Genomic DNA, 12,114 nt, shown 5'->3' with positions numbered 1-12,114 from the left:
GATTTAGCCAATCAACGAGAGTGTAAATTCTAGGTGCGACTGGCGAGTCAAATTCAAGGGGCAGTGATGTCCGATCGGCGCCGCCTGATGATAGAAAATTTGTTCTACAAGGTTGAAGTTCGACGTTAGGGCTTGTCGTCGACATGTGGTTTCTGAGCCGTGTTAACAGGCTCAGAATTACGCAAGGCTAGGCTGGTAATGATCACTCATCACCAGCCCAGTGGCGGGACGTCAGCGTGTTCGCGTGTAGTCGCTTCGGCGCAATGCAGTGCGGTTTCTTCCACTTATTTTTCCAGAGAATGACTCTGTGCAAAAAGAATTGCGGTCGAGATATCGAGCGATATGGAAGCAAACGACTTCATCAGCAAGGATTGCGGCAGTGCCCAATCCCACTTTTCGCGCAGCATGTTTTCCACCTCCGAAAGTATCGAGTCTAGATCAGCAGCATCCAGGCTTCCGACTTCCTTCAGTGCCATTTGGGTTCGACCGATGTCGGCGTCAACCTCAATGGTAAGGCCTGCGTTATCACAAGAAAGGCCGACATGATTGAGTAACAAGCGCAGTGCATCGTTGGCATGATCACCTAGCCAGCTCATCAGATAACATTTACCGCCCGACTCAACTATGTAGCGCTTACCAAGGCCCAGCGAAACAAATGTCTTTCGAGCCTCGTCGAGAAGCTCTTGAGCCCCTTGATCAATAAAGGGGCAGGGGATTGTGTCTGCCAAGACGGCTCGCATTTCTTGGCGTACGTTGTCATGCACCATCGCACCCAGACCATCGAACTGAGGAGGGGCACCACCGCGTGCTGCTGAAACGATGATGACTTTGGCCTGGAGATCAACATCACGAACCTGCCACCTCCGGCCTCCGAAAATAATGCGCTGATCCTTGGTCAGTGGACGGCTTACCGGCACAGATCCCAGTGCCCTACCATCGCATACAAGGCGAAATTCTTCGTCGCTGGTGAATGCGCTGTAGAACTCATAGTGGTTGATCAATCGCTCTCCAACCGTCCCAGGAAGCAGCAACCCTGAGCTGTCCTGAACAATGAGCTCGTGCTCGCCGAGCGCCTTGAGCAACTTCACAAAGTCTGGTTTCTCAACTTTTGGAAATGCTCCCTCAGCAACCAAACTTTTCCAGAGATCTGCAGCAGATGCACCGCCGCACTGGGCAATCACTGAAAGACACTGTTGAACGAGGGTGGACGCGTGAATGCCTTGAGCCCTGGGAGGTTCAAACCACCCCTTGGCCAGCAGTCGAACCATGGCAATGGTTTGAACCAAGCCTTGGCGCAGTTGATCCGAGAGGCTCGATCCATCTTTGAGTGGCGATTCCTTGCAGTAAACGCGCAGCGTTGCTTTTTCTCCTGGGCGCCTTCCCGATCGCCCTAGACGTTGTCGCAGACTCGCCACCGATGGTGGGGCACCAATCTGCACGACTGTTTTGATGCTGCCGATGTCTATGCCGAGCTCAAGCGTCGTGGTGCAAATCGCGGATGCTGCATGAGTCCCTGCCTTGAGAGCATGCTCTGCTTGCTCACGTAAGTCCTTCGAAAGGCTACCGTGATGAGGCCAGAATTCGTTAGGCACGCCGTCTTTCTCGCAGCGCCGTCGCAATTGATCTGCGTACCATTCAACCTGAGACCGGCTGTTTGGGAAAATCAGGTTGTTACTGCCGCGTAACACTTTGTAAAGATGATCGGCGATCGCGAAGTCTGGGCCTGCCTCGTTCTCTGTCTCGTCTTCATTTTCCGCCTGGTCAGAGAGCTTTACGGGCTTCTTCTTGAGCTCGCTCATGGGTGGCTGAATGTAACCACGAACTTGCACCTGGAGAGTCTGGTTGGAGCTTTTTGATTCAATGACGGTAACGCCATCGGCATTTCCCGGACGCAAAAACTCCGACGCCATCTTCATATCGCCGAGGGTGGCTGAGAGCCCGACTCTAGGGAGACGGTGGCCGGCAACAAGTTCTACCCGATGCATTAGCGACTGAAGTTGCTTGCCTCGTTCGCTACCGATGAACGCATGCAGCTCATCCACGACGATATAACGCAGGTGCTGGAACACCCCGCCAAGACTAGAACCGCGGTTGACGAACAGGGCTTCAAGGGATTCAGGAGTGATCAGAAGCACCCCCTCAGGGGACTTCAAAAAGCGATGTTTTTTGCTTGAGGAGATATCCCCGTGCCAAGCCACTACGGGAATCTCAAGCTGCTCACAAAGACGGCTTAACCTGTCCCACTGGTCGTTGATCAGGGCCTTGAGCGGGCTGATATACAGCACCGAACCGGGTGGATCATCACGATTCAGCAAATTGGTGAGTATGGGAAGAAAAGCAGCCTCGGTTTTGCCTGCCGCTGTTGCTGCGGCGATGATGACATCCTGATCGGCATCCACCAGAACAGGTACCGCCCATTCCTGGGCGTCGCGCAAGGAAGTCCAGCCTTCCGCCCAAATCCATCGCTGGATTCGGGACTCAAGTTGATCGAAACCCGATGACTCAGAGTGTGAAGGTGGCAAGTTCATCGTCCGCATCGACTTTGGTATCGTCTTCGCCGCCTGAGTCCCTTGCGACCTCGACAGCTCCAAGCAGCATCCGCCAATCGGCACCTGGGTTTTGCTCTAAGATGGCTAGCAGGTTGATGAACGCTGTGATCGTGGTGCGCGGTGTACGGAAGTAGGCTTCCCCCAGGCGCTGATTACAATGCGCCATAAACAGTGGGAGCGCCTCGTCAGGCAGTAAGTACTTTTCAGCATCTCCGCCAGCGTATACGTGACGAAGTTTCTGAAGCAGTACGTAGAAGTCTTCCGGGGTCAGGCTGGTCAGGCGAATAACCGGCCCCGACAGATCCACCAATCCTGATTTCGCAAACGAGTTCTCGGCCAATCGAGATTGCAGGGCAGGGTAGCTGAATAGCCCCCGACGAGTGTCCATCAAAAACTCAGGCGTGCCACCTAAAACGAAACCAAGCCCTTCGGACGATCCCTGTAGAGAGTCGTTGAGAATACGGAGGATCTGTTCGTAATTGGCATTACGAGCTTGGGTATTGGCCAGTTTGTAGAGGTTGACCAGTTCGTCGAGGCAGATCATCAGACCGCCAAAACCTGCAAGTCTGACGAATCTCGACAGGAGCTTGAGCTGATCGTAGACGGAGGCATCATCAATGATGGTTCGTACGCCCAAGGCTGCTCGGGCATCAGTCTTAGTGGTGAACTCTCCACGCAACCAACGGATGGCGTCGGCCTTGAGCTGCTCGTTGCCTTCTTCGAAACCTCGGCAATAGGCGGCAATCACCTCCGCAAAATCATACCCGTTGACCATCTCGGTCAGCTCGGCCAAGTGAGCACGAATAACAGTCTCGCTGTCCGTACCCGCCGCCTTGGCTTCGGTTTTGGCCTGAGAGATGAATTTCTCAACAATGCCTTGCATAGCCCCACCGTCGGGCTTCGTACGCGTCGACATGTTTTTAGCCAACTCGGAGTAAAGCGAACGTGCTTGTCCACCCGTGGCATGTAATCTGCGATCTGGGTTCAAGTCGGCATGCATGGTGACAAGCTTGCGCTCCATGGCAATGGCTCGTACCAGGTTCAGAAAAAACGTCTTGCCCGCACCGTACTCGCCAATGACGACTCGAAATGCCGATCCACTTTCAACCAGGCGATTGACGTCCTTGATCAGTGCATCTAGTTCGCCTACCCGGCCAACCTGAATCAGGTGTTGGCCCACGCGAGGAACGACGCCTGCGCGTAGCGACTGGATGACCGCATCGCGATCCTTGGCTCTGATAGTGCTCATAGGGCTAACTCTTCCAGAATGTCTGTATTGATCTCGACAGGGTCATCACCCTCAGTGACGGGCATGTCGAAACGTTCAAAAGCCATGTCGTTAATTTGTTCCAGGGCACCATCGAGCATCAGCTCCATGTCGCTGGCGGCAGCTTCAAGTTCGGAGCGGCTCCACTCAGGGCGTGAGATCAGCAACCGAAGGAATGCAGAGTGTTCTAAATCGAGACCATCAATGTCTGCACTCGATTCTTGTACTGATTCTGCCGCATCGACCAACTGTTCCGGTTCGTCAACCTGGTCATCAGTGAAGACTTTGGCAAGGAGGGCGGAGACCTCTGCGGTTTCTCGTTGCAGTTCTGCAATGCGCTCGTGATCAAGCACGAACCCTTGATTCGCAGTGGCGGTGATCGGGGTACCAGGCTCGGAACGAGGAATGCCGGCTTTTGGTTTTACGGAGGCAATACTTGCTCCAGATGCAGCACCGTGGAGATCGCTGTACAGCAACTGACTGTCTAGCTGCAGGGCCTTGTAAACGCGCTCAAGAAGTTTCACTTCCAATGGGCTGACGATGCCATCAGCTTGCGCCAGATGGGCCAGGAAGCTGGCAATCGTGCGTTTGGCTTCGACCGTTAGTGGGTCGAGTTTTTTCTTTAAGCTGGCCAGCGTTGGTGGTTGCTGGATCTGGATTCGCAGGTGTGCTTTAAGGCGTTTGCGATGGGCCACACTCAGGTGATTCCAGGAGTCGATGTGTTGAGCAAGCAGCGTAACTTCTTCAGTGGAGGTATCACCATCGGCAGAAGCCACAGCACTAGCAAGGTCGAGCGTCACCGAAGCAGCATTGTAAGCTGCAGAAGCTCGCAGTGACCCGTCTTCTGGTTGAGTCAAGAACAGCGCGATTTGATCCTCTGCCTTCGGTGTCTTACTGCCAGCCAGTACGTCGGGTTCAATACCGATGTGAAGCGATTCCAATGCGCGGGCAAGTGCAAGTACTTTGTCGCGGGACAGGGCGCCGGCGCTCTTGAACCGGCCTGCGAGTTCGCCAAAGCTCATGACAATCAGGTCGTCGCCAATTCTGAGTTGAAGCTCGTCCAATTCTGTACGGGCTGCCGTCGGCCAGAGAGCGACGGGAAGCTGCAGAAGACCTTCGAGAGCTTCTGCGCTATCAGGGTTGCGGCCCAAATATCGGCTGTAGGGTTCAAGCTCGGTAGTGCATAGCTCAACCAGCAACTGCAGGCTTTTTCGTGTGCCTGACGTGGCCAGGACATCAGGAAGGTCACTCAAGCTAAGCGTGGGCGCCATTAAGACCGCGGAGGCCGGCCGATAGCTGGTTTTAAGCTTGGTCTTGTTCTGCGCCAGGATAAGACCCTTAGGATGGGCGCTTGAGTACTTAAGCTTGAATAGTCTCGAAAAGACATCCTTACAGCGGGTCACGGGTGTGCGTTTGCTGATGTTGGGGTCAGCTAGCGCCCATGCTAAAGCCCAATCGGCATCAAGGGGGCGCTTGTTGGAAGCGAATTGCCCCAGGCCTACGCGCAGTGGCAGTGGCATCTCGTAGCTATACGCGACAACGTTGGGAGGTGGGCCAAGGTAAAGGTCTGGATCGATCTTGGTGTTGCTCAGGTAATCCAGAAAGCCTTCCGCATATCCCCTGAACGACCTATTTTCCCCGTAGATACTCAATAGGCGCTGGACTTCTTCTACGAACAAAGGAAGCTCAGCCTTGACGCCCGGGTCACTCACTGCGTCAACGAGTGCTCGACGCTCTAGACCATAGAAATACAAAAAGACGTAGCCGGTGTCTGCCAGTGGGTAACGACGGCCGCCCTCCAGCCATTGAAGGTATCCACGGCGAGCCTCTGACGTGATGGAGTGAAAACTAGGCCAATAGGACATCAGCCGTTCTTCTAGATCGACGTGTGTCTTTGCGATACGGAGCTTGGGGTTTATCAGTGAGGGTTCTTCGGCATCGTGCCGGCCACCTAGCACGCTGCCCATATAGAACATGCCACCCGGAATTAAAAAACCGGAAACGGTGACAGATTCACCTGCTGGCACCCAGCGAACATCAGGTTTTTGCGTGCTCGCATTTGGAATTTTGAAGGACTTTGAAGATGCTGAGCCGAGTTGGACAGTGTAAAAATCAGAGGTTTCCTCTGTGCCCATATGGCTCCCTGAAACTTCTCGCATAGAGAAAGTGAGGCCTGACCGTTGATGCTCTCGCAGACGTTCCGTCTCCGAAACGGCCACTGACAATTGCTCGGCCTGTCGCCTTGAGCGACGAACCAGCAGCCAAAAAACCGCGGCAATGCAAGCAATAACACCAATGGCGATCCAAGCATTTTTCGGGATCGATGCGACTGCGCCGAAGGCCAGAACGAAAATGATCAGGATGCCATTACCTGTGGAGTTTTTTGCCTTCTTCCTTGCCATGAGTCGTTTCAACCTTGAAAGATGGGTGCTGGCGCAATGGCAGTATCCGATATTTGCCCTACGAGAACCATGGGGTGAGGAACGCTATTGATCGGAAAATTTTGCTTGCGCACGAACAGCTACAATCATCAGAAGTAGCTTTTCGGCAGGAAGCGCGCAGATCATCACGCTCCATTGGCCGATTGAGAGCGATGCGCATTTGAATGACTTTTTTAATGGATATCCCGGCAATTTGGCGCATTCGCTATACCTTAGTAGCGGAACCACTGGCCGAACGAGTCTATGTTTTAGTTCAGCCGAATTGCGTACCTCAACGAAAGTGGCCGAGCAGGCAATAGCTTGATGACGTCCTCGCACTGGTCGCCGGAGCTGGCATACGGCGCCCTCGAAAAAGTCGTAGATCGTGTTGTAGCTTGCGCTGGCAAGTAGCCTGAGGACCATCAAGCTGTGTTTTGGATCGGGTGCCTGAAACTGAGTCTTAAAAGTAAGAGCAGGCGCTGAATGCCCCTGAGGTTTAAGTATTCAAGCGGCCAGCCGATAGGTTCCTAATAGGGAAGTTGACTAACAGCGGTCACGTAGCCTCGCTAGGTGAACCCAGAGCACAAGGGATTCGTGTGATGCAAATCTGCAGTTTGTCGCCAGCGGTGACCTGGCCACCCTCGTTTAGCCCCCCAGCATCCGTTCCCATACTCAGCACTCTACTGGTCATCTGTACTCAGAGCTCTCTTGGCCCTACCTGAGTCTCCAGTAAAAAGTGGCTTGCTTTCAGGGCCGCCAAGCGGCGGCAACATCGACGATCGAAAAAGGAAACGATAGTGACCCTGCAGTCCCCCGAAGTCCTGCTTGATTCAGGAGGCATGGGCCAGTGCGCTGAGGATTCCTGTCGACGATGCCAATGGCTTGGCGTATATCCGGGCCAACGCTAAATACCACCTCTCTCAGGATGACTCACAGGCAATGGATCGGTACTTCCACCGGGTGAGCTACCTCGCCAAGGCTAGGACCAAGGTCTACGGCGATCGACATCGTGCTTTTGGCTGCAGCAGACGCTGAACCACAGCAGCAGATCAGGTGGGAGCTGCTTAGCTCCCCTTTACTCAATCCATTATCCAGCAGGCACGGTCATGCTCCTTCCTTACATCAATCCACGACTTCCTTTATCTGAATCACACGCTGCAATCGTCATCAGTCGTCTGATGCAGGCCGTCGCCCGCACGGAAGAGCCGGCCTACCTCGTCACCCTGGCTGCTCTGGGCGATGAGCAGGTCACGTCACATCGCTGTGCACTCTCTTTGACTGTGTGCCGCAGATAAGCGAGGAGTATGCGGACTGCTGCGACGACGAACACCAAGAGGTGTTCTGGATGGCGTACCAAGAGATGGGGCTCGAACACAGCCCGTTGGGGCTGGTCTGCATGAACAGTTGGGAAGCAGGCTACCTAAGCACTGCTCAATCGATGAATGCGCTGGTCGATAGAATCCGGCTGCTGATCAGTTGTCGGGAGATGGATGAGGCTGGCGTGTGAAGTGATCGTCGTGTGGTATTCAGACGACTGCGTGCTGGGGTTTTGAAAGGCCTGCTCATATTCCGAAGCTTGCCCCGGTGTTAACAGTACGCGAATGCACTCGACGCCTAGGTGATCGTAGCATGCAGCAAACCGTGAACAGCTTGCGAGCTTACCTGTTGGGTTGGAAAGCTTACTTCGGGTTGTCGCAAGCCCCGAGAGTCTGGCAAGAGCTGGATGAGTGGATACGACATCGGCTGCGAGCCATCCAACTCAAACTCTGGAAGCGTGGAACGACGATCTACAGAGAGTTGCGAGCACTGTGTGCAAGCGAGAAAAACGCACGGAAAGTGGCGGGAAGCTCGCGCAGCTGGTGGCGCAACAGCAGTATGGAACTGAATCGCGTGCTGAATATGGCGTGGTTCGACAGTCTGGGATTACCACGTCTCTCCTGACTTCAATCTCTCGAACCGCCCTGTGCGGACCCGCATGCCGGGTGGTGTGGCAGAGGGACGGCCTGTGAAGGCCGTCCCTTATGCCGATCGTCCGGTCTCAGCGGGAGATCTCAAGGGCTTCTCCGGACGCCTGTTCCTCATGCTCTCTAGGCTTGATCAGACACAGCGGCCAAGCGCGGCTTGGTGTTCTCTGATGGGCTGAGTAGTTTGATAATGACGATGGACAGGAGGATGCAGATGCCAATGAGCACCAGCATAACGCTGTGGAAGGAGGCGTTGTAACTCGAGTCCATGAAGGTCCGGAACAGCTCGGCGTGGCTGGCATCGACCATCTGTAGTGGCGTTGTCAGATTGCCTGTCGCAACCGTGTTGGCCAGTAGCTTGATATCCAGCGCTGTCGCAAAATCCGGTAAATCAGCGCTCATGACCTTATGCAAGTTGGTCGCCAGCAAGGAACCGTAAAATGCAATGGCGATGGTTTCACTGCCTAGGCGAAGCGTGTTCAAGAAGCCAGCCGCCAGGCCGGACTTCTCCGGTGCGACGTTGCCTAATGCCTGGCCGTCGGCCAAGCCTGCGCACAGGCCGGTTCCCGCGCCGACGAGCAGCATGGGGCCGGCAAATGCAAGGAGTGATGCGCCGGTGCTGATGAATAGAAGGCAAATATCACCCACGATCAGAACGCCAAGGCTCACGAATAATACGGTCTTGGCCTTGATGCCGGCCTCTACCAGCTTTGCCGAAATCACCGGGCAGATAAACAACGGCAGGGCCAGTAACAACATGGCCAAGCCAGTTGTCCCCGCACTGTATCCAGCGACCGAGCTCAAGTAGCTGGGCAGGTAGGTGAGCAAGGTGAAAAAACCGAAGGATGGAGTGACGGTGGCCAGGCACCACCCAACGAACTGCCGGTTACGCAGGATCGACAGATCCAGCATGGGCTGGCGCTGGTACCGCTCGGCGAGAATAAAGGCTGCGAACGAAACCACGGACAAGACAAACAACCCGAGGGTGTCTCGACTGCTCCAGCCCCACTGGGAGCCTTGCACAATGCCGGTGACAAGTAGCAATGCACTCAGGACAAACAGCGCAATGCCGATGTAGTCGATCCGCGCATTACTGAAATGAGGCGCCTGCAGACGCATCGCAGGAATAATGGCGATCACCACACCAATGATGCCCGCGTGCACGTAGAAAATGGCGCGCCACCCTATGTTCTCCACCAGCAACCCGGAGAGCGTCGGGCCGATACCCACGCCGATCCCTACCGCGGCACCGGCCATGGCAAATGCTTTCAGTCGAGCGGCGGCGTCGAATTCCGTTGCCAATATGGCACTGCCCGCGGAAAAAATCGCCGCCGCACCGATGCCGGCAACTGCACGGGCGCAATCCAGGACCAGAATGTCCGTCGCCGTGGCGCTGATCAGAGCGCCCGCGGCATAAATAAGGGCACCCAGCGTAAAGGCTAATCTACGCCCGATAATGTCGGCCACGGCCCCCCAGGCGAGTGTGAAGCAGGCAAATGTCAGGTTGAATGCCGTCACCACCCATTGCAAGGTGGTTAATTCGGGCTTGAGTTGCATGGCGATATTTGGCAATGCGACGGCGGTGCCGGAAATCGACGTCGGGATGACAAAGATCGCCAGCAGAATTGCCAGCAGAATCAAGGCAGGGCGTGACTGTCCAGTGTGTAACGGTGTCTGTGTGGAGAGACTCATGGTTGTTATCTCTTTGGTGAACCAGAAGTGATCGAAGAGGGCCTGGGGCACTCAGAGGGCGTTGCATTCGAGCGCCCTGGCCTCGATGGCTTGGGCCAGGGCCGATAGCATGCCTTGCAGTGCCGTGGTGACGTCTGGCATGGCCAAGGCCTGTTCCTCACTCACCTGATTGCTGGAGAGTGATAACGTCGGGGAGCCTGAGTCCAGCACGTGCGCGCCCATGATGGTCAAGGTTTCCCTCAACGCTGCGGGTGCATGAGTAGAGCGTTTCGAGGAGTTGAGCAGGGCGAGGGGTTTTGCTTCGAGTTCGCCGCTGCCCACGATCCAGTCCAGGGCGTTCTTGATGACGCCCGTCACGCCATGGGCATATTCAGGACTGGCAATAATGACCGCATCGGCATTTTTCAGCGCTTCACGCAGCAACAGCACGGCAGAGGTTTCATGTCCCTCATTGTCCGGATTGAACAAGGGTATTTGGTCCATGGCCTCAAACAATGTGACGTTCATGTCCGCTGGGGTAAGCCGAGCGCACGCTCGCAGCAGTGCGGTGTTCACCGAGGAGGCTCGCAAACTCCCGGACAATGCCAGAACATGGATCATAGTGGGCTCCCCGTGTAAGGGCAGCCTCGCCGGGTTGCCTCGTTCGGCGGCACCTGGGCAGGCGTACTATGGACGGGCTCGGTAGCGGATTGCCTAGGGCCATCGGTCCAGGTGATCGGCAGTTGCTTCAGGCCATACAGCACCATTTCGTGGCGAAACGGCAGGGTGTCGATGGGGCAGGTCAATGCGAGGGTAGGCAGTTGCTTGAAAAGGCTGCGAAAGACAATTTTCAGCTCGGCACGGGCGAAATGGGCGCCGATACACTTATGCAGACCATGACCAAAGCCCAGGTGATTCCTGGCTTTGCGGTGGATATCGATCTGGTCGGGCTGCGTGTAGATCAGTTCGTCCCGATTACCTGAGTTGAGCATGACCACGACGCCTTCGCCTGCCCGGATAAGCTGGCCGCCGATTTCGACGTCAGTGGTCGCTACCCGGGGCAGGCCGGTGTGGTTGACCGAGAGATAGCGGACCATTTCGTCAATGAAGTTATCCGCCAAGGCCGGCTCTTCCAGGAAGGTCTTCAACTGTTCCGGTTGTTGAAGCAGGACCACGGTCCCCAGCCCGATGACTTGAGCCATCGTGTCGTAGGCGCTGAGCAAGAGCAAAGCTGCCAGGCCGACCAGCTCATCGTGACTGACTTGGCTGTAGCGCGCCGGGTCCTGAATCAGTCTGCCGATCAGGTCGTTTCCGGGAGCATTTTCCTTCAGGGTCACCTGCTGGTCGAAATACCCCATCAGTTCGACCACGGCGGCTTCTTGTTCCTCCGGGGAGCGGCTTCTGTCAAGGATGGTATCGGTGCGCTCCTGAACAAAACCGTGGTCGGCGTACGGGACCCCCAGCAGTTCACAGATCACTTGGGCTGCAATCGGCAGGGCGAAGGTCGTAATCAGGTCCTGTGGCGGCGTCAGTGACTCCAGTACTGCCATGTTCCGTGCGACCACGCTCTGCATCAGCGGGTTCAGCGCTTCAAGTTGAGGTCCGATGAACTCACCGACAATCAAGGCGCGAAGCCGCTTGTGGTCAGCGTCATCCATCAACAGGAAAAAGCCGGGAGGCGGGTCGATATCACCCGTCAGATAGGAGGGAAATCCTGGTCGACGAGGATCTGAACTGAAGCGCTTGTCGCTCAGGACTGCGCGAATGTCCTTGTAGCGCGTTACCAGCCAGGTACTGTCGCCGCGCGGTGTTTTCACGCGAAGTATCGGCTGCTCGACACGCAGGTGCCGGTACTCGGGTGGCGGATCAAAGGGGCAGGTTCGTTGTGTCGGAATGTCGTGTAGCGTCGCGTCCATGGTGTTCTCCATTGAGTCCTTGAGGTGCTGCATCAGCAACTGCCCGCGTTGCTGGCTAACGCTTGAGCCAGCGTGCGCAGGGTCGGAAAGTCCCAGATCACGGTTGGGTCGACGGCCATGCCAAGGTGGGTGCCGACTTCACCTACCAGTGTCAGCGCGTAGACGGAGTCGAGTCCGTATTCGCTCAAAGGCACATCAGGCTCAATGGCATCCAGGGGAAGGTTGACGTAGTCGGCAATACGGGTAGCCAGCCAACGACTCAATTCACCTGCGGAAAACGTGGGGCATGTTTGCGTCAACATCGAAAAAATCCTGTGTGGTGGAGGA

The 12,114-nt window shown here is 55.6% G+C and carries 9 protein-coding genes and 1 pseudogene; 3 read left to right on the top strand and 7 right to left on the bottom strand.

Annotated elements, in window-relative coordinates; all coding sequences use genetic code 11:
- Positions 1-284 precede the first annotated feature (284 nt).
- The 3 genes from EAH74_RS15110 to EAH74_RS15100 are packed head-to-tail and all read right to left on the bottom strand — an operon-like array spanning position 285 to position 6,218.
- Positions 285-2,459 (bottom strand): DEAD/DEAH box helicase, encoded by a 2,175-nt coding sequence (locus EAH74_RS15110; protein ID WP_193560136.1) that lies wholly within the window; start codon positions 2,457-2,459, stop codon positions 285-287.
- A 43-nt stretch (positions 2,460-2,502) separates the two neighbouring features.
- A complete protein-coding gene (locus tag EAH74_RS15105; RefSeq protein WP_099549924.1) occupies positions 2,503-3,798 on the bottom strand; it encodes an ATP-binding protein in 1,296 nt (431 codons plus the stop codon).
- Positions 3,795-6,218 carry a TerB N-terminal domain-containing protein gene (locus tag EAH74_RS15100; RefSeq protein ID WP_140679582.1) on the bottom strand — a complete coding sequence of 808 codons (2,424 nt, stop codon included), beginning with the start codon at positions 6,216-6,218 and terminating at the stop codon, positions 3,795-3,797. The genes EAH74_RS15105 and EAH74_RS15100 overlap by 4 nt, the downstream gene beginning before the upstream one ends.
- 843 nt (positions 6,219-7,061) lie before the next feature.
- Between EAH74_RS15100 and EAH74_RS33875 the strand changes: the two genes are divergently transcribed.
- From EAH74_RS33875 to EAH74_RS15090, 3 genes and pseudogenes are all read left to right on the top strand, one after another.
- Positions 7,062-7,271, top strand: a complete 210-nt coding sequence (locus EAH74_RS33875) for a YagK/YfjJ domain-containing protein (RefSeq protein ID WP_140679581.1) — start codon at positions 7,062-7,064, stop codon at positions 7,269-7,271.
- Between the two features lie 310 nt (positions 7,272-7,581).
- A complete protein-coding gene (locus tag EAH74_RS32985; RefSeq protein WP_161600332.1) occupies positions 7,582-7,743 on the top strand; it encodes a hypothetical protein in 162 nt (53 codons plus the stop codon).
- An 86-nt stretch (positions 7,744-7,829) separates the two neighbouring features.
- Positions 7,830-8,177, top strand: a pseudogene (locus tag EAH74_RS15090) (group II intron maturase-specific domain-containing protein); the annotation flags it as partial.
- A 146-nt stretch (positions 8,178-8,323) separates the two neighbouring features.
- On the opposite strand, the gene EAH74_RS15085 reads toward EAH74_RS15090, so the two are convergent.
- From EAH74_RS15085 to EAH74_RS15070, 4 genes are read right to left on the bottom strand one after another with little or no spacing between them, the layout of a single operon-like run.
- A complete protein-coding gene (locus EAH74_RS15085) occupies positions 8,324-9,892 on the bottom strand; it encodes an MFS transporter (RefSeq protein ID WP_140679579.1) in 1,569 nt (522 codons plus the stop codon).
- A 51-nt stretch (positions 9,893-9,943) separates the two neighbouring features.
- Positions 9,944-10,492 carry an NADPH-dependent FMN reductase gene (locus tag EAH74_RS15080; protein ID WP_140679577.1) on the bottom strand — a complete coding sequence of 183 codons (549 nt, stop codon included), beginning with the start codon at positions 10,490-10,492 and terminating at the stop codon, positions 9,944-9,946.
- Entirely contained in the window at positions 10,489-11,787 is a 1,299-nt protein-coding gene (locus tag EAH74_RS15075) for a cytochrome P450 (protein ID WP_140679576.1), read from the bottom strand. Before EAH74_RS15075 ends, EAH74_RS15080 begins: the two co-directional genes overlap by 4 nt.
- 32 nt (positions 11,788-11,819) lie before the next feature.
- A complete protein-coding gene (locus EAH74_RS15070) occupies positions 11,820-12,089 on the bottom strand; it encodes an acyl carrier protein (protein WP_140679575.1) in 270 nt (89 codons plus the stop codon).
- Between the last annotated feature and the right edge of the window lie 25 nt (positions 12,090-12,114).

This window comes from Pseudomonas mandelii (genome assembly GCF_006438925.1).
GTDB classification, from domain to species: Bacteria; Pseudomonadota; Gammaproteobacteria; order Pseudomonadales; family Pseudomonadaceae; genus Aquipseudomonas; species Aquipseudomonas mandelii_C.
Note: the sequence above shows the minus strand (reverse complement) of the source record. Positions and strands in the feature narration are given on the sequence as shown.

Bases quoted from the DNA above. Each gene is read 5' to 3' on its own strand.
- EAH74_RS15075 (WP_140679576.1), bottom strand. From the start codon at position 11,787: ATGGACGCGACGCTACACGACATTCCGACACAACGAACCTGCCCCTTT.
- EAH74_RS15105 (WP_099549924.1), bottom strand. From the start codon at position 3,798: ATGAGCACTATCAGAGCCAAGGATCGCGATGCGGTCATCCAGTCGCTA.
- EAH74_RS15085 (WP_140679579.1), bottom strand. From the start codon at position 9,892: ATGAGTCTCTCCACACAGACACCGTTACACACTGGACAGTCACGCCCT.
- EAH74_RS15100 (WP_140679582.1), bottom strand. From the start codon at position 6,218: ATGGCAAGGAAGAAGGCAAAAAACTCCACAGGTAATGGCATCCTGATC.
- EAH74_RS15080 (WP_140679577.1), bottom strand. From the start codon at position 10,492: ATGATCCATGTTCTGGCATTGTCCGGGAGTTTGCGAGCCTCCTCGGTG.
- EAH74_RS32985 (WP_161600332.1), top strand. From the start codon at position 7,582: ATGGCGTACCAAGAGATGGGGCTCGAACACAGCCCGTTGGGGCTGGTC.
- EAH74_RS15070 (WP_140679575.1), bottom strand. From the start codon at position 12,089: ATGTTGACGCAAACATGCCCCACGTTTTCCGCAGGTGAATTGAGTCGT.